General features: G+C 69.8%; 15 protein-coding genes. 7 read left to right on the top strand and 8 right to left on the bottom strand.

Going from position 1 to position 19,755, the window contains the following annotated elements:
- Positions 1-9 precede the first annotated feature (9 nt).
- The 3 genes from CHB84_RS02995 to CHB84_RS03005 all read right to left on the bottom strand — a co-directional run bounded on the left by CHB84_RS02995 (position 10) and on the right by CHB84_RS03005 (position 3,862).
- A complete protein-coding gene (locus CHB84_RS02995) occupies positions 10-867 on the bottom strand; it encodes a methylenetetrahydrofolate reductase (RefSeq protein ID WP_089299925.1) in 858 nt (285 codons plus the stop codon).
- Between the two features lie 73 nt (positions 868-940).
- On the bottom strand, positions 941-2,167 hold the full coding sequence (locus CHB84_RS03000; RefSeq protein WP_089299926.1) for a glycine cleavage T C-terminal barrel domain-containing protein: 1,227 nt from the start codon (positions 2,165-2,167) through the stop codon (positions 941-943).
- 207 nt (positions 2,168-2,374) lie between these two features.
- Positions 2,375-3,862 carry a neutral zinc metallopeptidase gene (locus CHB84_RS03005; RefSeq protein WP_245818519.1) on the bottom strand — a complete coding sequence of 496 codons (1,488 nt, stop codon included), beginning with the start codon at positions 3,860-3,862 and terminating at the stop codon, positions 2,375-2,377.
- Positions 3,863-4,009: 147 nt separating this feature from the next.
- Here CHB84_RS03005 and glgP point away from each other — a divergent pair, with 147 nt between their 5' ends.
- From glgP to CHB84_RS03030, 5 genes are all read left to right on the top strand, one after another.
- Positions 4,010-6,586 (top strand): alpha-glucan family phosphorylase, encoded by a 2,577-nt coding sequence (glgP, locus tag CHB84_RS03010; protein WP_089299927.1) that lies wholly within the window; start codon positions 4,010-4,012, stop codon positions 6,584-6,586.
- 112 nt (positions 6,587-6,698) lie between these two features.
- Positions 6,699-7,463: an ABC transporter ATP-binding protein gene (locus CHB84_RS03015; RefSeq protein ID WP_089300096.1), complete on the top strand. Its 765-nt coding sequence runs from the start codon at positions 6,699-6,701 to the stop codon at positions 7,461-7,463.
- A 146-nt stretch (positions 7,464-7,609) separates the two neighbouring features.
- Positions 7,610-8,389, top strand: a complete 780-nt coding sequence (locus tag CHB84_RS03020) for an enoyl-CoA hydratase/isomerase family protein (RefSeq protein WP_089299928.1) — start codon at positions 7,610-7,612, stop codon at positions 8,387-8,389.
- Positions 8,390-8,396: 7 nt separating this feature from the next.
- Positions 8,397-9,407, top strand: a complete 1,011-nt coding sequence (locus tag CHB84_RS03025) for a class I SAM-dependent methyltransferase (RefSeq protein ID WP_245818520.1) — start codon at positions 8,397-8,399, stop codon at positions 9,405-9,407.
- 33 nt (positions 9,408-9,440) lie between these two features.
- Positions 9,441-10,607, top strand: a complete 1,167-nt coding sequence (locus CHB84_RS03030) for a THUMP-like domain-containing protein (protein ID WP_089299929.1) — start codon at positions 9,441-9,443, stop codon at positions 10,605-10,607.
- Positions 10,608-10,662: 55 nt separating this feature from the next.
- Here the strand turns inward: CHB84_RS03030 and CHB84_RS03035 are convergent, their stop codons facing one another.
- From CHB84_RS03035 to CHB84_RS03045, 3 genes are all read right to left on the bottom strand, one after another.
- Positions 10,663-12,315 carry an ABC transporter permease gene (locus tag CHB84_RS03035; RefSeq protein ID WP_089299930.1) on the bottom strand — a complete coding sequence of 551 codons (1,653 nt, stop codon included), beginning with the start codon at positions 12,313-12,315 and terminating at the stop codon, positions 10,663-10,665.
- A complete protein-coding gene (locus tag CHB84_RS03040; protein WP_089299931.1) occupies positions 12,315-13,250 on the bottom strand; it encodes an ABC transporter ATP-binding protein in 936 nt (311 codons plus the stop codon). Before CHB84_RS03040 ends, CHB84_RS03035 begins: the two co-directional genes overlap by 1 nt.
- 388 nt (positions 13,251-13,638) lie before the next feature.
- On the bottom strand, positions 13,639-14,592 hold the full coding sequence (locus CHB84_RS03045; RefSeq protein ID WP_089299932.1) for a nucleoside hydrolase: 954 nt from the start codon (positions 14,590-14,592) through the stop codon (positions 13,639-13,641).
- 108 nt (positions 14,593-14,700) lie between these two features.
- Between CHB84_RS03045 and CHB84_RS03050 the strand changes: the two genes are divergently transcribed.
- A complete protein-coding gene (locus CHB84_RS03050; protein ID WP_089299933.1) occupies positions 14,701-15,462 on the top strand; it encodes an acyltransferase in 762 nt (253 codons plus the stop codon).
- A 26-nt stretch (positions 15,463-15,488) separates the two neighbouring features.
- Here the strand turns inward: CHB84_RS03050 and CHB84_RS03055 are convergent, their stop codons facing one another.
- Positions 15,489-16,583: an NAD-binding protein gene (locus CHB84_RS03055; RefSeq protein WP_089299934.1), complete on the bottom strand. Its 1,095-nt coding sequence runs from the start codon at positions 16,581-16,583 to the stop codon at positions 15,489-15,491.
- A gap of 115 nt (positions 16,584-16,698) precedes the next feature.
- Positions 16,699-18,129 (bottom strand): short-chain fatty acyl-CoA regulator family protein, encoded by a 1,431-nt coding sequence (locus tag CHB84_RS03060; protein ID WP_089299935.1) that lies wholly within the window; start codon positions 18,127-18,129, stop codon positions 16,699-16,701.
- A gap of 304 nt (positions 18,130-18,433) precedes the next feature.
- Between CHB84_RS03060 and aceA the strand changes: the two genes are divergently transcribed.
- Positions 18,434-19,720: an isocitrate lyase gene (gene aceA / locus CHB84_RS03065; RefSeq protein WP_089299936.1), complete on the top strand. Its 1,287-nt coding sequence runs from the start codon at positions 18,434-18,436 to the stop codon at positions 19,718-19,720.
- Positions 19,721-19,755 lie beyond the last annotated feature (35 nt).

Genomic DNA, 19,755 nt, shown 5'->3' on the forward strand with positions numbered 1-19,755 from the left:
TCCTCGGAATCAGGAAGCGACCTTGCGCCGCGCGGTCTGCATCCAGCGCACGGTCGCGTCGATGTGGTTGAACGTGTAGATGTGCAGCCCGGCCAGCTCCGCCTTGCCGTCGTGTACGTGCGCACCGAGCTTGCGGACAAGCGCGTCCGGCCGGTACCCGCGTGGGGTCAGCAGCCGCCTGGATGCCGCCTTGTTCCCGCGGGCGAAACGCAGCGAGTCACCGACTCCGATACGCAGGCTGACGCGGAGCAGCTTGGCCATGTCCACGACGCCGGGGATCCCCGCGTAGATGGGCAGCGTGATGCCGTGTCGCCGCAGGGCAAGGGTGAACCGGCTGATCGCCGCGGCGTCGAAACACATCTGGGTGACCGTGTACGTCGCGTACCGTTGCTTCGCCTGGAGTGCCGCCCAGAGCCGGCCGTCGTCGATCGCATGGTGTCCGTCCGGGTAGGACGGTATACCGATGTGGTCGAACCGGTGGCCGATCGAGTCCATCGCCTCGAGCAGCGCCAGGCCGTCGCCGAACTCGCCTGCGGGTTCCCGCGCGTCGCCGCCGACAACGAACACGTCGTCGATGCCTGCTGCCTCCAGCCGGTGCAGGAAGCCTGCGAGCTCGACCCTGTCGCGCACCTGCCTGGCCGCGAGGTGCGGTACCGGCCGCACCCCGTGCCCGGCCAACCGCACGGCCAGGTCGATCGTGGCGTCGGCACCCTTGTGCGGCGACGAGGTCACGGTGACCACGGCGCCGCGCGGCAGGCACCCGACCTCGTCGAACACGTTCGACAGCGGCATGACCTCGTAGCGGGGCTGGTCGAGCAGCCCCGCTACGGCCCTGCGCCTGCGGGGGCGGGAGTCGGTCCGTGCCATGCTCGGCTCCTCGGTCGGTGGATGGTCGTGGCCGGTCGAGTGGGATCGGCCTGCGGGATACGGGTGCCCGCGCTCAGCCTTTCGGGGTCTGCTTGCGGGGGTCGACGAAGGGCTTCTCCACCACCTCGCCGTTGCGCAACCCGCTCGGCGTCTCGACGCCGACCTTCGTGCCGAGCGCGCTGAACTCGACGGGCACCATGGCCAGGCCGATGTTGCGTTCCAGCCGGGGCGAGTGGCACGCGCTGGTCACGTTGCCGACAGCGGTGCCGTCCTCGGAAAGCACGGGGAAGCGTTCGATCATCGACCCGTCGTTGTACGTGCCGAGCGGGTCACCGTCGATCTCGACCCCGACCATGATCCGGGAGACGCCTTCCGCGCGGATGCGGGTCAGCGCGTCCTTGCCGATGAAGTCGGCCTCCTGGTCGAGGTCGACCATCCACTTGTAGTCGTACCCGACCTCCATGGGGTTGGTGTCCAGGGTGATGTCGGACCCGTAGGAGAGCATGCCCGCTTCGATCCGGCGAATGTGGCAGGGACCGATCGGGTGCATCCCGTGCGGCTCGCCCGCCTGCCAGACGGCGTCCCACAGCCTGCCCGCGTCCCTGCTCGCGTTGTAGAGGTAGATCTCGTAGCCGAGCTCGGCGGTGTAGCCGGTGCGGCTGACGACCACGTCCATGCCGTGCAGCGTGTAGTTGCGCAGGTAGTAGTACGGCACGTCCAGGATCGACTCGCCGAACAGGTCGACCATGACCTCACGTGATCTCGGGCCCTGCACCTGGATGGGAGCGACGTCCACCTCCTTGATCTGCACGTCCCAGCCCCCCGCGTGCGCGAGCCCCATGGCCCACAGCCCGACGTCGCTGTCGGCGAGCGAGAGCCAGAACCTGTTCTCCTCGAGGCGCAGCAGGACGGGGTCGTTGACGATGCCGCCGTCCGGTGCGGTGATGAAGACGTACTTGCACTGGCCGACCGCACACTTGGACAGGTCGCGCGGGATGAGCATGTTGGTGAAGTCGAACGCGTCCGGCCCGGAGATCTCGACCTGCCGCTCGACCCCGACGTCCCAGATGGTCACGTCGTTGAGCAGGGCCCAGTACTCGCCGACGGGGTCTCCGTAGTGCCGCGGGTGGTACGTGTGGTTGTACACGCTGTACATCGCCACGCCGTGCGCACGCGACTTCCAGAAGTACGGGGACTTTCGCAGCCGCGTGTACAGCATGACCTGGGGATTCTCGACAACCTGCTTGGCCGGCTTGTCGACGGGTGCCGTGCTGATCCGCGGATCGAGTACCTCGGCCATGGCGCCTCCTCGCGCTCTCGTAACGGCTGCGACAGGGATCGCTAAATGTTGCGTAATCCCCAACTGTTGTGTACTACGCAACCAGTGTGCGGCATGCGAGGGCCACGCGTCAACGGGACGAAATCGCACAATCGACGGTGGGTGGCCGGCCTTTCCCAGGGTCCCGACCTGCGGATTCGTGTGACGGTCTCGGCGGCGTCCGGGGAGCTACCCGGCGGTGTCGCGGCAGCCCTGCCGTCCGTCCACGAATCCGGTGCGCAATGCCTCGACCCTGGCGAAGCCGCCCGGCACAGGGATGCCGTCGACGGTGGAGGCGATCAGGCTGTCCTGCCGGAGCATCTCCAGGATCGCCTCGTCGAGGTCGCCGGGGGACAGCCGCAGGATCCGGTCCCGCGCGCGTGGCTCATTGGCGAAGTTCGCCCACGCGCCCACGTAGCAGGCCGCACGCAGGCCGGCGCCGAGCTCGTCGAGCGGGACGTCCGCGGCCTGCTGGACGCCCATCGCATAACGCGAGGCCAGCGCGGCGAATACGGCGAAGTCGCCGTACCCTTCGACCTCCCTGCCTTCCCACTCGGCCCGCTGGTCGATCGGCTCGGCGAGCGTGGCCAGCTCGTCGATGTCGATGGCTATGGCGGCGTCGACAGTGCCGGAGGCGTCAGTGCCGTCACCGGGGCAGTAGGACATCGGCGGTGTGCCCGTGCCGTCCGGGCAGGTCCCGCCCGAGCCGGTGAGCACCTCGGGCCGCTCCGCGACGATGTCGCCGAAGGCCGCGTCCAGGCTGTCCAGTGCCAGCTCCACGGTGTCCTCGGTGAGCGGCAGGTCGCCCTCGCGGGTGTCCTGGTCGCTGAACGTGTACTGCGTCGTGCGCTCATCGACCGCCTGCTCGTCGATCTCGACACAAGCGCCGGGGTCCTGCTCGAAGCCCACTTGGAACGCGTAGGTGCGGTCGAAGGCCGTCCCGTGCGCGTCGATGTCGTGCCGCAGGTCGCCGGGGGCGTCCCGCACGAAGTGCAGCGCGCTCAACGCCTGGTTGATACCTTCCGAAGTGGATACCTCGAAGAACTCGCTGCCGCCCTCGGCCACCCGGCGGAAGTAGTTGCCGGTGAAGCAGTCGGCCTGCAGCTCCTTGACGATGGTGGGGGTTACCGCGGAGATCCCGGCGAGCTCGCCCAGCCTGTGCTGTACGACGTGGCCGTACTCGTGCGCGAGCACGGTGAGCACGCCGATCGGTCCGAACTGGTCATCCAGCAGCGGGAACAGGGCCCCTCGGTCCCACCCGACGGTGTCCTCCCCCGGGCAGTAGAACGCGTTGACCAGGCCCTGCACGCTCGCGCCGCAGATCCGGAAGTCGTCGGCGCCGGAGTCGTAGGAGACCAGCCGCTCGACCGGCTCGAACGTGGTGCCGAACTGGTCGGGCAGGCTCGCGTGCCAGTACCGCTCGACATCCTGGGCCGCTGAGGATGCCACCGTGTCGATCGGGCCGCCGGTCACGTTGTCGACCTCGATGGTCGGGTCGGGTGCGGTGTCGGCGAGCCCGCTGTCGAAGTGCGAGACCGGCAGGCCGCCGATGTCGCCCTCGGTGACGGCCCGGCCCGGGGTCGGGCCGTCACCGCACGCCGAGATGACCAGCGCGACCGTGCTCGCCATGGCGAGCAGCGCGGTGCGTCGCCGCACGGGACGATGCCGTGTCGTCATGCTCACTGGCAGCCCCCAGGGGATCGCCGTACGGTGCTCGCCTGCCGGCCGGGAACTCTACCGCGCCGGTACCGCCACGAAACCGATCACGTGCCACGGGGCGAGCCGTGCGGCCCGTGGCACCCGTCCCGACTACGCTGCATGGTTATGAAGGCTGTCCGACGGTTCACTGTGCGCGCCAGCGTTCCCGAGCCACTCGCGGGGCTGAGCAGGCTCGCGACGAACCTGCGATGGACCTGGCACCCGCAGACCCGGGACCTGTTCGCCTCGATGGACGGCGAGCTCGCCGAGCGCGTCGGCGGGGACCCGCTGCGTATCCTCACCGAGCTGTCCCCGGCGCGGCTGGAGGAGCTCGCCGCGGACCCGGACTTCCTCGGTCGCGCGCACGCCGCGGTCGACGACCTCGACAAGTACCTGCGCGAACCGCGCTGGTACCAGCGAAGGGCACAGGAGCTGGCCGCCGGCGGCGGCCCGGTTGCCGACTCCCGTGGCGGCCCGAGCTACCGCGCCCCGCAGTGCGTGGCGTACTTCTCCATGGAGTTCGGGGTCACCGAGGCGTTGCCGAACTACTCGGGAGGGCTCGGCGTGCTGGCTGCCGACCACCTCAAGGCGGCTTCCGACCTGGGAGTGCCGTTGATCGGGGTGGGGCTGTTCTACCGGTCCGGGTACTTCAGGCAAACGCTGTCCACCGACGGGTGGCAGATCGAGCACTACCCGGTGATCGACCCCAACGGGCTGCCACTGGAGCTGCTGACCGGCCCGGACGGCGAGGCCGTGCACGTCGGCGTCGCCATGCCCGGGGAGCGAGAGCTGCGCGCGCAGATCTGGGTCGCGCAGGTCGGCAGGGTTCCGTTGCTGCTGCTGGACTCCGATGTGGACAGCAATGACAGCGATCTGCGAGAGGTGACCGACCGGCTGTACGGAGGGGATTCCGAGCACCGCATCCGGCAGGAGATCCTCGCCGGTATCGGAGGCGTGCGCGCGGTGCGCCGGTACTGCGAGCTGGCAGGTCATCCCGACCCCGAGGTGTTCCACACCAACGAGGGCCACGCGGGGTTCCTCGGCCTCGAGCGCGCACACGAGCTGATCACCGGGTCCGGCCTGAGCTTCGACGAGGCGGTCCCCGCGGTCCGCGCGGGCACCGTGTTCACGACGCACACCCCGGTTCCGGCGGGGATCGACCGGTTCCCGCTCGAGCAGATCCAGCGCTACTTCGGGGACGGCAAGCTCGTCCCCGGTATCGATGTGGACCAGATCGCGGGGCTCGGGGAAGAGCGCAACCCCGGCATGTTCAATATGGCGCATATGGGGTTGCGGCTCGCGCAGCGCGCGAACGGGGTGTCGGCATTGCACGGGCGCGTGTCGCGCAGCATGTTCACCGGGTTGTGGCCGGGCTTTCCGGTCGAGGAGATCCCGATCTCCTCGGTGACCAACGGGGTGCACGGGCCGACCTGGCTGGCCAGGGAGATGAGCGCCCTGCTCGGCGATGACGAGGACGGTAGCCCGCGCAGCCTCGAGGAGGTCAGCGACCGGAACCTCTGGGACCTGCGCTGCCGCCTGCGCAGGCGGCTCATCGACGAGGTCAGGCGGCGGATCCGGGAATCGTGGCTGCAGCGCGGCGCCTCCGCCCTCGAGCTGGGCTGGACCGACCAGGTCTTCGATCCGGAGGTGCTCACCGTCGGCTTCGCGCGCAGGGTGCCGACGTACAAGCGCCTCACCCTGATGCTGCGCAACCCCGAGCGGCTCCGTGAACGCCTGCTCGACGACCGTCGCCCGATCCAAGTCGTCGTGGCAGGCAAGTCACATCCGGCTGACGAGGGCGGTAAGGCGCTGATCCAGCAGGTCGCCCGGTTCGCCGACGACCCGGCCGTGCGGCACCGGATCGTGTTCCTTCCCGACTACGACATGTCGCTGGCCAGGTACCTGTACTGGGGATGCGACCTGTGGCTGAACAACCCCACCCGGCCCCTCGAGGCCTGCGGCACCTCCGGCATGAAGTCCGCGCTCAACGGCGGTCTGAACCTCTCCATCAAGGACGGCTGGTGGGACGAGAGCTACGACGGCAGCAACGGCTGGGCGATCCCCACCGCAGACGGGATCTCCGATCCGCTGCGCAGGGATGATCTCGAGGCGGCTGCCCTCTACGATCTGCTCGGCCAACGCATCGCGCCGCTGTTCTACGAGCGCGACACCGAGGGCGTGCCGACCGGATGGATGTCGATGGTGCGGCACACGCTCGCCACGCTGGCCCCGCGCGTGCAGGCGTCCCGCATGGTCACCGAGTACGTCGAGCAGTACTACTTCCCCGCGGCCACGGCGGTGGCAGCCGCGACAGCCGACGGGTTCGCCGGCGCCCGCTCGCTCTCCGCGTACCGGAGCCGGATCCACACGGCGTGGGACCGGGTCCGCGTGCTGGAGACCGAGTTCGGCTCGGACCCGCCTGCCGAGCTCGTCGTGGGGGCGCCGGTGCACATCGCTGCACGTGTCGAGCTGGCCGGTCTCGCGCCGGACGAGGTCGACGTACAGGCCGTGCTCGGGACCGTGGACGACAACGACGACCTGCACGAGGTCGTGACGACCTCGATGAGCCACGCCGGGGACGGCAGGTTCACCGCGACGGTGCCGCTGCCGCATGCGGGCTCGCTTGGGTACGCCGTGCGCGTCTTGCCATACCATGAGCTGCTGGCGAGTCAGGCCGAGCTGGGCAGGGTGGTGGCGTCGTGACCGTGCCCGGCAGACGCGGTACGGGTGGGGCGGGCACGCCTACGGCAGCCCGACGCTGTGACGAGACGGAAGGCGGGACCGGTTGGTGGATCTCAACGACCTCGTGGTGCACATGGAAGGTGTCGGCGTGCGGCGCGGCGACAGCGACCTGCTCTCCGACCTCACCTGGTCGGTGGAGCTGGACGAGCGGTGGGTCGTACTCGGCTCGAACGGCGCCGGTAAGACCACGATGCTGCGCCTGGCCGCCGCGGAGCTGCATCCGACCACCGGCGAGGTCCACGTGCTCGGGGAGAAGCTGGGCAGGACCGACGTTTTCGAGTTGCGGCCCCGGATCGGCTTCACATCGACGGCGCTGAACGGGCGCGTCCCCGCTGACGAGACCGTGCGGGATGTGGTGATGAGTGCGGGTTACGCCGTGGTGGGGCGCTGGCGGGAGAGCTACGACCAGCTCGACGTGCGGCGAGCCGGGGAGATGCTCGACGCACTCGGAGTGGGTCATCTGGCGGGCAGGCAGTTCGGCACGCTGTCCGAGGGTGAGCGCAAGCGCACGCTGATCGCCCGGTCCCTGATGACCGACCCGGAGATGCTGCTGCTCGACGAGCCCGCCGCGGGTCTCGACCTGGGGGCGAGGGAGGACCTCGTCGAGCGGCTGTCCGTGCTTGCCGATGACCCCGACGCACCGGCCATGGTGTTGGTCACCCATCACGTCGAGGAGATCCCCCCGGAATTCACCCACGTGTTGCTGCTTCGGGAGGGCCGCATGGTCACCGCTGGGTTGATCGACGACACGCTGACCAGCGAGGCGCTGTCCGAGACGTTCGGGCAGAACCTGGTGCTCGAACGCTCGAAGGATCGGTTCTTCGCACGCCGCGAGTAGTCCGGGTGCTCGCCGCGCGGGGTCCTGCGGGCACACGGATGGCACGGGACGCGACCGGTGCATGTGACCGGCGCGTACGACCGGGGGTAACCTGCCGGATGCGAGAGGCGGGATCGCTGTCGCCAGGCCGAGTCGAGGAGGTTCACGTGGGAGAGTTCGTACGTCTGGAGGTCGAGGCAGGAGTCGGAACCATCCGCCTCGAGCGCCCCCCGGTCAACGCGCTGAACCAGCAGATCCAACAGGAGCTGGCGGCCGTGGCGCAGCAGGCAGGCGACCGCGAGGACGTCCGCGCGGTGGTCATCTACGGGGGTGAGAAGACGTTCGCGGGTGGCGCCGACATCAAGGAGATGGCCGCCAGGAGCTACGTCGAGATGACCTCGTTCGGGACGGCGCTGCAGGAGACGATGAGCCAGGTGGCGGCGATCCCGAAACCGACCGTGGCAGCGGTTACCGGCTACGCGCTCGGCGGCGGGCTGGAGCTGGCGCTGACCGCCGACCGCAGGATCGCAGGAGACAACGTCAAGGTCGGCCAGCCGGAGATCCAGCTGGGCATCATTCCCGGTGCGGGTGGGACCCAGCGCCTGACCAGGCTCATCGGTCCCAGTAAGGCGAAAGACCTGGTCTTCAGCGGCCGGTTCGTCGCGGCCGAGGAGGCACGCGACCTCGGCATCCTCGATGAGGTGGTGGCACCGGACGACGTGTACTCCGCGGCGCGCGCGTGGGCGGAGCAGTTCGTCGACGGGCCCGCGGCCGCGCTGCGGGCAGCGAAGACGGCCATCGACTCCGGCGCCGAGATCGACCTGGCCAGCGCGCTGCGGCTGGAGACGCAGCTGTTCACCGCGCTGTGGGCCACCGAGGACCAGACGATCGGGATGAACTCGTTCCTCGAGCACGGTCCGGGCAAGGCGACGTTCACCGGGGAGTGAGTCGGCCGTGGATCCGACGCCGACCGGGGTGCCGCCATCCGGGCGCCCGCACGCCAGCGCGGAGGAGGTCGAGGCGGCCTTCGACGACCCGAAGCTCGCCAACGTGCTGTACCACGACTGGGAGGCAGGGACGTACGACCACAAGTGGTCGATCTCCTACGACGAGCGCTGCATCTCCTATGCCGTGGACATCTTCCGGGCCGTGGCGGGGGAGGAAGCCGCCCCGTACCCCACGGCGATGGAGTTGGGCAGCGGAACGGGGTTCTTCCTGCTGAACCTCATGCAGGGCGGCGTGGTCAAGCGGGGGTCGGTCACCGACCTGTCGCCAGGCATGGTGGAGACCGCGCTGCGCAACGCGGAGCATCTGGGGCTGGACGTGGACGGCCGGGTGGCCGACGCGGAACGCATCCCGTACCCGGATGACAGTTTCGATCTGGTGATCGGGCATGCCGTGCTGCATCACATCCCGGACGTGCAGGAGGCGTTCCGGGAGGTGCTGCGGGTCCTCAAGCCGGGCGGGCGGTTCGTCTTCGCGGGCGAGCCGTCCAGGATCGGCGATCGCTACGCGCGCAGGCTCGGGCAGTTGACGTGGTGGTTGACCACCACGGTCACCCGTCTACCCGCGCTGCGTGACTGGCGAAAACCGCAGCGGGAGCTGGACGAGTCCTCCCGTGCCGCGGCACTCGAGGCGGTCGTGGACATCCACACCTTCGACCCGGGGGAGCTGGAGCGCACCGCGATGCGCGCAGGGGCAGCGGATGTGCACGCGGTCACCGAGGAGCTCTCCGCGGCGATCGTGGGCTGGCCGATCCGCACGATCGAGGCGGCCGTTCCGGAGTCCAGGCTCACACCACGCTGGCGGTGGTATGCCTACAAGACGTGGCTGACCCTGTCGTCTGTGGACAGGAACGTGCTCTCCCGGGTGCTGCCACGCCGGCTGTTCTACAACGTGATGATCACGGGAACGAAGCCGCGCGGGCCGGTTGCCCTGTCACCGGACAACGGCATGCGCGGGTGAGCGGGTGCCGCGCGGCGCGCATAGGATCGCCTGGTGGGTTACCGGTTCAGCCTCGACGACGTGACGTTCCTGCGCTCGGCAGCCGGGCGGGACGCACTGGCTCGGTGCGCCGAGCTGACACTGAGTGAGAGCAGCTGGCTCGCTGACGTGGCGCGGGCGCGCGCTCGTGTCGGGGTGGAGCACGCTGCGGCCGTACTGGAGACGGTGCTGCTGCGCAGGAAGGCTCGCGGCAAGCTGGCCGACCCCGGCCAGTGGCTGCTGACCGACGACGCGCTGCAGCAGGCGAGTGCCTACCCGGTGGCCAGGCACCGCGCGCGGCGGCTCGCCGGACGTGATGTGCACGACGTGACGTGCTCGGTCGGCGCGGACCTCGTGGCGCTCGCCGCGGTCGCCGACCGGTGCGTGGGCTCCGATGTGGATCCTGTCCGCCTTGCCATGGCAGAGCACAACTGTGCCCGGGCGGGTGCGCGCGCCTGGCTGCTGCGGGCCGACGCGCTGCGGCCGGTGAGCCGTTCCGCGGTCGTGGTCGCCGACCCGGGGCGCAGGGACAGCCGCGGGCACCGGACCTGGCGGCCCGCGGATTTCGTGCCCGCCCTTGATGCGCTCGCGGGGACATACGCGGGCCGGGACCTTGTGGTCAAGTGTGCCCCCGGTATCGAGAGGGATGCCGTGCCGTGGGCCGACGAGGTGGAGATCGTCTCGCTGGACGGGCAGGTCCGGGAGTCCTGCCTGTGGTCGGGAGAGCTGGCCACGACCGGTCGCAGGGCCTCCGTGCTGCGCGGCGACGGGAGCGTCACGACGGTGACCGACGCGGAGAGCTCCGAGGCACAGGTGCGCGAGCCGGGGGAGTGGATCGTCGACCCGGACGGGGCGATCGTGCGGGCGGGCCTTGTACGGCAGTACGCGGCGCGGCACGGGCTGGGCCAGCTCGATCACCGCATCGCCTACCTGACCGGGGACACGCCGCCGCCCGGCGTGCGGGCGTTCCGGGTGCTCGAACACGGCAAGTACAGCGAGAAGGCCCTGCGAGCCGCCCTGCGCAGGCGGCAGGTCGGGCGGGTGGAGATCCTGGTTCGCGGGCTCGATGTGGACCCGAGCAGGCTGCGCCCCCGGTTGCGCCTGAACGGGCCGCGCGAGGCGAGCGTGGTGCTCACACGTATCGGCTCCACCCCGACCGCCTTCGTGTGCCACGCCGAATGACTGCTGAATGACGCTTTCGGTCCACGAGACGGACTGAAAGCGTCATTCAGCCTTCCTAATGGTCGGTTTGCAGGTCGCGTTGGCGGAAGGCGGTGAGGCCCAGCAGGGCCAGGCCTGCCGCGATCGCGGTCAGCAGGAGCAGGGGCAGCACGGAGAGCTCCTCCGCCGGCAGGTCGGGTACGTGCCCGAACGGGGAGAGGTTGTTCATCCACTCCGGGAACTGCAGCAAGCCCCCCAGGTAACTGACCACGAAGCCGTACACGGGCACGACCCAGGTCAGGGTCGCCAGGCGCGGGGCGAGCCCGAACAGCGCTACGGCCAGACCCCCGGTCAGCCACAGCGCCGGAGCGTAAGCCAGAGCCGCCCCCATCGCGTCGGTGAGCACGGCGGAGTCGCGCAACGCCAGTGCCCCGGCGAGCCCGAGCCCGAGGCCGCCCGCGGCAAGGACCACCACGCCGCCGAGCATGCCGACCACGACGTGACCTGCCAACCACCTCGCCCGGGAGACGGCTGTGGCCAGGACGGGTTCGGCCCGGCCGTCGCTCTCCTCGGCACGCGGGCGCAGCGCGGCCAGCACGACGTAGACGGACGCGATGACGGCGAGCACCACCATGACCATGGAGACGAACGACTCGACGATGCTCGCGCCGCCCATCTCGGCAAGCGCCTCCTCGAGCATCTCGACGCCTGCGAGCATGTCCTCGACCTCGCTGAGGATGGATCCGTACATCGTCCCCAGCAGGGCCAGCGCCGCTGCGAACCCGATCAACAGGCCCCTGTGCAGCCGAACGGCGAGCCCGATGGGGTGCCCGAGCGCCACCGATGCGTACCCGCGGCCCTGGCGCGGCCTGCGCAGCCCCGCACCGACGTCGCGCCGGGTGCTGAGCAGCACCCCTGCCGTGACCAGCGCGGCGGCCGCCGCCGCGGCTACCAGCAGGGGCCACCACCGGTCGTCGACGTAGACCCGGGTGGCCTGTGCCCAGCCGATCGGGGAGAGCCAGGACAGCCCGCCCTCCCCGATGTCGCCCGCGGCGCGCAGCGCGTAGGCGACCGCGATGGCCGCCAGCCCCATGCCGGACGCGCCCCGCGAGTGTTCGGTGATCTGGACTGTCACGGCAGCGATGCCGGCGAAGACGATGCCGACGGCTGCGTGTGCCAGCCCGTACAGCAGCGATCCTGTCGCCGTGACACCGGTACCGCCGGTGCCGGCGAGCGCGCCTGCCAGCACCACGGCCAGCACGAGGTTGGTGACGATGACCACGCCCAGCGCTGCCGCCATGTGCGCGTGGCGACCCACGACGGTCGCGCGCACCAGCTCGGCACGCCCGCTCTCCTCCTCGGCCCTGGTGTGCCGAACCACCATCAGCACGCTCATCAGGGCGGCGAGCAGCGCGGTGAACCCGAGCAGCTGGTGCCCCATCATCGCGCCGGCCGTGTAGTCCCGGAGGTACTCGGCCGGGCCTGTCATGGCCAGGCCCGCGGGCGTGTTCATCGTCTCGGCGACGGCCTCGCGGTCGGCTTCGGTGGGGTAGAGGTCCTCGAAGCTGACCAGGTTGACGACGCTGCCGAGCGTGAGGCCCGCGATCCAGGCGGGGATGCGGATGCGGTCGCGGCGCAGTGCGAAGCGGGCGAGTGCGCCGACGCCTGCCAGTGGCCGCCGGTCACCGCCGCGCGCGGCGGCGGGTGCCGGCGCCGTGATCGTGGCCATCACGACCCCCCGTTCCCGGCCGCCGCGAGGTCCTCGCCGTAGTGCCGCATGAACAGCTGCTCGAGCGTGGGGGGCTGGCTGACGAGCGACCGGATGCCGAGCCCGTGCAGATGGCCGATCACCGTGTCCAGGTGCTCGCCGTCCACGTCGAACTGCACCTTGCCGTTCGTCACGACCAGGTCGTGCACCCCGGGCAGCGCGTCGACCCCGGATGCGGGCCGTGCGGTCTCGGCCGTGACGGTCGTCCGGGTCAGGTGCCGCAGCTCGTCCAGCGTGCCGGACTCGACGATGCGGCCCTGCCTGATGATCGAGATGCGGTCGCACAGCGCTTCGACCTGCGCGAGCGTGTGGCTGGACAGCAGGACCGTTGTGCCCGCTGCCTTCGCCTCGCGGATGTGCTCGGCGAACACCGACTCCATCAGCGGGTCGAGTCCCGCGGTGGGCTCGTCGAGGACCAGCAGCTCCACATCGGACGCCAGGGCCGCGATGATGGCGACCTTCTGCCTGTTGCCTTTGGAGTAGGTGCGGCCCTTCTTGCCGGGGTCGAGGTCGAAACGCTCGCAGAGCTCGTCACGCCTGCGCCGGTCGAAGCCGCCCCGCAGGCGTGCGAACAGGTCGATCGCCTCACCCCCGGTGAGGTTCGGCCACAGGCTCACGTCGCCGGGCACGTAGGCGAGCCTGCGGTGTAGTGCGACCGCGTCGCGCCAGGGGTCGCCGCCGAGCACGGACACCCGGCCCGCGTCGGCCTTGAGCAGTCCGAGCAGGACCCGGATCGTCGTCGACTTCCCGGCGCCGTTGGGCCCGAGAAAGCCGTGCACCTCTCCGGTGTGCACGGTCATGGTGAGCTTGTCGAGCGCTCTGGTCTGGCCGAAGGTCTTGTCGAGTTCGTGTACCGATACGGCGGGTTGGGTCTCCGCGTTCGTCGGTCCAGGCATGGCACGTTCCTCGTCGGTCGGTGTGCACGGGTGGACGGTCACGGGTGCCGGCGCGATGCGCGCCGGGCGTGGACCGGTGGGTGGTCGGGTGAGGGGTCCGGGTGGCTCCGGGTGGCTCCGGATGGCTCCGGATGGCATTGTCGCGCGGGCCGCGACCGGGCTGCCCATCCGTCGTGTCCGGCAGCGGCCCGGGCGCGCTAGCCGGCGGCCGGAGGGTCGGTGTGGGCCGTGCGCGCGCCCGTGGCTGTGGACAGGCGAGCACGCCGGGACAGCGGCGTGCGATGCCGGGGCGTCGGTGGCAACGTCATACGCCCGAAGGTACAGGTATTTCACAAGTTTGTGAATAGCTAGTACGTAGTGAATGCCGTGGCCGGTACCTGCTGCCCGGTCAGCCCCCGCACAGGCCCGCGAGCAGGAACTCCCGCAGCCCGTCCAGGTCGGTGTCCATGGCGATGTCCACCGCCCGGGTCTGCGCCGTCCCGGCGGGATGCGGACCGCCACGGCGGCGGTCGATGATGGTGGCTCCCCGGGACGGCCCGAACGAGCAGTCCACGTCGAGGGGGTAGCTGACACCGTCGAGGATGCCGGGGCGCAGGGCTTCGGCGACGGCGACGGCGTCGTGCAGCACGATGCCGTCCCAGCCGAGCGCCGCGCGGTAATGCTCGAGGTAGTCGGGTACGAGCGCGCACAGTGCCGCTCCTCGCGGGCCGGACCCGCGCAGCGTGTCGAGCCAGCCGGTACCGACGGCGCAGCGGTAGGTGAGATCGAGGGGGACCAGCACGCACGGCACCGACTCGCCGACCAGCACCCTGCGGGCCGCTTCCGGGTCGCTCCAGATGTTGAACTCGGCCGCCGCCGTGCTGTTGCCCCCGTGCACGGCGCCTCCCATCACGACGAGGCGCTCGATCTTCGTGGCGAGCTCGGGGTAGGAGGCCAGCAGCAGCGCGATGTTGGTCAGCGGGCCGATGGGCACGATCGTCACGGGCTCGTCGGCCTCGTCGAGCAGGCGGGCCATCAGGTCGACCGCGCCCGCGGTGCGCGCCGCCCGGGTGCTGTTCGGCAGGGCGGCCGAACGTCCGGACAGCCCGTCCGAACCGTGTGCGTGGTGCGCCCTGTGCGGCTGCGGGTGCACCAGCGGGCGGTCCGCGCCGGCGGCGACCGGAACGTCCTCGCGCTCGCACAGTGCGAGCACCCGGCGCGCGTTGGCCGTGGTCGCCGGCAGTGCCACGTTGCCGAACACGGTGGTCACCGCGAGCAGCTCCGCACCCGGGTCGAGCGCGGCCAGCGTGATGGCGAAGGCGTCGTCGACGCCGGGATCGGTGTCGATGATGAGTCGGGTCACGCCTGCAGAGTCTGTCGCCAACCGCGCCGCTGCCGCGAGCGGGGGCGCGTCCCGATCGCCCTCGCCGGGGACCGGTGGCGGTTGGCCGCTGGCGTAGGCTGCACGGATATGACGGCGATGTGGAGCTCGCCCGCCATCGACCGGTTCCACGCGTGGCGGCGCACACGGAAGGACCCGCGCCAGGCGAGGTTTCTCACCCGGCAGTCGGTGCGGTGGGTGCTGCGCAACCGCGCGTACACGCCCTGGTACCTGGTCCGCTACATCCGGCTGCTGCGCTTCCGCCTCGCCAACCCGCACATCATCCTGCGCGGCATGGTCTTCCTCGGCAAGGACGTGGAGATCCACGCCAGGGCCGGTTACGGGCAGCTGGAGATCGGCCGCTGGGTACACATCGGCGACGGCAATGCCGTGCGGTGCCACGAGGGCTCCCTGCGGATCGGGGACAAGGTGGTCTTCGGCAGGCAGAACGTGGTCAACGGTTACCTCGACATCGAGATCGGCGAGGCCGCACTCATCGCCGACTGGGTATACATCTGCGACTTCGATCATGTGATCAGCGATATCCACGAACCGATCAAGGACCAGGGCATCGTCAAGGCCCCTGTCCGGATCGGACCGGAGACGTGGGTCGGCACCAAGGTCTCGGTGCTGCGCGAGACCCGGGTCGGCAGGGGGTGCGTGCTCGGCGCGCACGCGGTCGTGCGGGGGGACATCGAGGACTACGGCATCGCCGTGGGCTCGCCTGCTCGCGTGGTGCGCAACCGGGTCGACGACTACGAGGCCGACCGCGCTCGCCGAGAAGCCGTCGCCGACATGGCACGCAAGGCCAACGAGGCGCTCCAGCAGAGCCTGGGTGAGCCGGACCGTTGACCGGTGTACCGGTCGCGGCGGGCGCGTCAGAACCAGGTCCCGCGGCGTAGGTCGTCCTCGGTACTGACCAGGATCTGTTCCGAGCGGTCGATGAAGCGTTCCAGGTCGTGCGGCAGGAGTCGCCTGCGGCCGACGTAGTAGAGCACGGTTCCTGCGGGGACCTCCTCGTACCAGGAGGGGCTGACCTGCAGGTCGGTGCCGCGGCGAATGGCAAGCACCGTCGCGGCGTTCCACCGGCCGAGCGCCTGCTGGAACTCGCCGAACGTCCGGCCGGGCAGGCTGTCCGGCACGGTCACCGAGTAGGTGTTGCGGTCGCTGTGCCGCATCAGCTCGCCGTAGACCTGCGACATGCCGGGGTCGTGCAGTTCCTCGCTGAGCACGTCCACCGCGTACCACTGGATGCACGACGCGTTGCCCGCGATCCGCGCGATGGTCTGCGCGTGGTCCATCTCGTGCAGGCTCACCACGATGTGCACGTCCGGGTTGGCGTGACTGACCGCCACGGTGACCTTGAGCGCCTCGTTGTCGTCACGCGCATCGACCAGCACGGATCGCGCAGCCGGTACGGCCGCGCGGCGCAGGACCTCGTCGTCGGTGAGGTCGCCCCGGATGAAGTGCACGTCCTCGCGGTCGGGCAGCGGGTGCTGCTGTAGCCGGTCCGGCCAGTCACAGATCGCCACCTCGCGCGGTTCGTCGGCGATGAGCCGGTCCACCAGCCTCTCGGTGCGGCCCGCCGAGTAGCCGAGGATGATGATGTGCCCGGAGAGCTTGAGCTCGCCCCGCCCTTGCATGCGGATCCCTCTCGCCTTCGTGATCGTCGCGGCGATGCTGGTGAACAGCGTGGTGATGGTCACGATGCCGCCGACGATCACGTACACGCCCACCAGCTGCCCGAGTGGTGTGGACGGGTGGAAGTCCTGCTGGCCGGAGGATGCCGGTGTGACGGTCGTGGCGAACCACCACCAGTAGGCATCCCCGTCGGTGATACGCGCGCCCGCCGGTTCGGCCACGGCCATCAGCAACCAGCCCGTGACGAACACGAAGGCGAAGATCTCGAGCGGCAATGCCCAGCTCGCCTTGCGTTTGACGTGCCGGAAGGCGCGCGACAGGTACGGCAGCACGCCTCAAGGCTAACCCGGCAAGCCTGATGTACCGGAAGTTCGCGCACATCTCACCCGACGGCCGGTGCGAATCGGTGCGAACCGGTGCCGACCGGTGCCTGCCGGTGCCCGCCGGTCAGTCGGCCTTCGGCACGGCGGGGTAGGGCACGAAGGTGCTGGTGTTCTCGTCGACGGTGAGCTGCTTGCCGATCGTGGGGAAGGCGCGCTGCGGGCAGGCTTGCCGCTCGCACACCTTGCAGCCCATCCCGATCGGGGTGGCGGCGGTACCGTCGTCGAGGTCGAGCCCTGTCGAGTACACGAGCCTGCGCGCGTGCCGCAGCTCGCAGCCGAGACCGACGCTGAAGATCTTGCCGGGCGTGCCGTACCCACCGATGTTGCGGTAGACGGTGCGCGCGATCCAGAAGTAGCGCTTGCCGTCCGGCATCTCGGCAACCTGCGTCAGGATCTTGCCCGGCGAGGCGAACGCCTCGTAGACGGTCCACAGCGGGCACGACCCGCCGACGCGGGAGAAGTGGAACCCGGCAGCGGACTGCCGCTTCGACATGTTGCCCGCGCGGTCGACGCGCACGAACGAGAAGGGGATGCCGCGCTTCTTGGGACGCTGCAGGGTGGACAGGCGGTGGCAGACGGTTTCGAACCCGACGCCGAAGTGGTCACACAGCCGTTCGATGTCGTAGCGGTAGCTCTCCGCGCGGGAGTGGAACTCGGTATAGGGCAGAACCAGCGCGCCGGCGAAGTAGTTCGCAAGACCCACGCGAGCGAGTGAGCGGGCGGCCGAACCGGAGAACGCCCAGGAGTCGGCGAGCTCGTTGATCAGCTCGGCGTGCTCGAGGAGGGCGATCTGCGAGGCCATCCGGAACGCCTGCTGGCCGACACGCATGCTCGGGGCCATGCGGAGCACCCGGGTGTCCGGCTCGTACCGGTGCTGCTCGCCGCGGGACTCGTCGATGCCCTCGGAGGTCGAGTGCACGCCGTAGGACTCGGCGAGGGTGTCGCGCAGCGCGTTGCGCAGGTCGCCACCGCGCACCAGACCGAGCTCGACCGCGAGACGCTCGGCCCGCTCGTCCAGCTCGGCGACGTAGTTCTCCCGCTCGTAGAAGAAGTCGCGCACTTCCTCGTGGGGCAGCGGCGCCGCTGCGCTGCCGTGCTGACCCCGCCCGTCTTCGGTGACAAGGGCCGCGGTGTTCTCCACCGCGTCGCGGTACCGCCTGTGCAGCTTGACAAGGGACTCGGCCACCGACGGGAGGTTGGTCGCCAGGTCGTTGATCTCGCTGTCGGACACCGATGCGCCGACCGACTCGTCCAGCAGGGCCTCGCGCACGTCGGCGACGAGCCGCCCGGTGTCGTTGCTGGCGAAGAACTCCGCGTCCACCCCGAAGGCCTCGGTCAGCCGCAGGAGCACCGGCACGGTCAGCGGGCGCGCGTTGTGCTCGATCTGGTTGAGGTAGCTCGGTGAGATCTCCAACACTCTGGCCAGGTCGGCCTGGCTCATGCTGCGGTCCTCACGCAGGTGCCGGAGCTTCGCGCCGGCGAACGTTTTCTCCATGGACCCACTCCCTGGCCGCGGATTGTTCGGAGCCGGCCCGCGCGTCGCCGTGAATCAGCCGGACGCCGAGCCAATACCTTTGCATCCTTCGCAAGATGGTAGACCTGCTTTACAGAAATTTGCAAATTCACTCACTGGCGTTGTTTTCGCTGGGCATGCCAAGGTCTCTACAGACAGCGAGAAATCGCAACGTTTGCAAAGGCTCTGCCTGAGAGGGTCTCGCACCCGAGGGCGCGCGGACGGCCGCACGTTCGACGGTGCACGACCCGACTCGTGGATCAGACACAAGGACTCTGGAGAACGGATGACCGAGAAGAGCAAGACACCGGAGCAGGCCGCAGCGGAGCTCGCCGCCGACTGGGAGAACAACCCGCGGTGGAAGGGCATCACGCGCCCCTACAGCGCGGCTGACGTGGTCAAGCTGCGCGGCAGTGTGGTCGAGGAGAACACGTACGCACGCCGTGGCGCGGAGAAGCTCTGGGACCTGCTCAACAACGAGGACTACATTCACGCCCTCGGCGCCCTGACCGGGAACCAGGCGGTGCAGCAGGTGCGGGCCGGGCTCCAGGCGATCTACCTGTCCGGTTGGCAGGTCGCGGGCGATGCCAACCTGGCAGGCCAGACCTACCCGGACCAGAGCCTGTACCCGGCGAACTCGGTCCCGGCGGTGGTGCGCAGGATCAACAACGCCCTCGCCCGCGCCGACCAGATCACCTGGGCCGAGGGCGACACCAGCATCGACTGGTTCGCGCCGATCGTGGCCGACGCCGAGGCGGGCTTCGGCGGCCCGCTCAATGCCTTCGAGCTGATGAAGGGCATGATCTCCGCCGGTGCCGCGGGTGTGCACTGGGAGGACCAGCTCGCCTCCGAGAAGAAGTGCGGTCATCTCGGTGGCAAGGTGCTCGTCCCGACCAAGCAGCACGAGCGCACGCTCAACGCCGCGCGGCTCGCCGCGGACATCGCCGGCGTTCCCTCGCTGATCATCGCGCGGACCGATGCGCAGGCGGCTACCCTGCTGACCAGCGACATCGACGAGCGCGACCAGAAGCACGTGACCGGTGAGCGCACCTCGGAGGGCTTCTACCGGGTGCAGAACGGCCTGCAGCCGTGCATCGACCGCGGGCTGGCCTACGCGCCGTACTCCGACCTGCTGTGGATGGAGACGTCGGAGCCCGACCTCGATGTCGCGCGCCGGTTCGCCGAGGCGATCAAGGACAAGTACCCGGACCAGATGCTCGCCTACAACTGCTCCCCGTCGTTCAACTGGCGCAAGAACCTGGACGACTCGACCATCGCGAAGTTCCAGCGCGAGCTCGCCCACATGGGATACAAGTTCCAGTTCATCACGCTGGCGGGCTTCCACGCGCTGAACTACTCGATGTTCGACCTTGCCAAGGGCTACGCCACCGAGGACATGACGGCCTACGTCGACCTGCAGGAGCGCGAGTTCGCCGCCGAGGAGCGCGGCTACACGGCGACCAAGCATCAGCGTGAGGTCGGCACCGGCTGGTTCGACCAGGTGAGCACGGTGCTGAACCCGGAGAGCTCCACCACGGCGCTGACCGGGTCCACAGAGGAAGCGCAGTTCTGATCGAGTAACCCCGCGGCGCGTGGGTGGGTGTGGTC

It is taken from the genome of Haloechinothrix alba, assembly GCF_900188115.1.
Taxonomy (GTDB): Bacteria; Actinomycetota; Actinomycetes; order Mycobacteriales; family Pseudonocardiaceae; genus Haloechinothrix; species Haloechinothrix alba.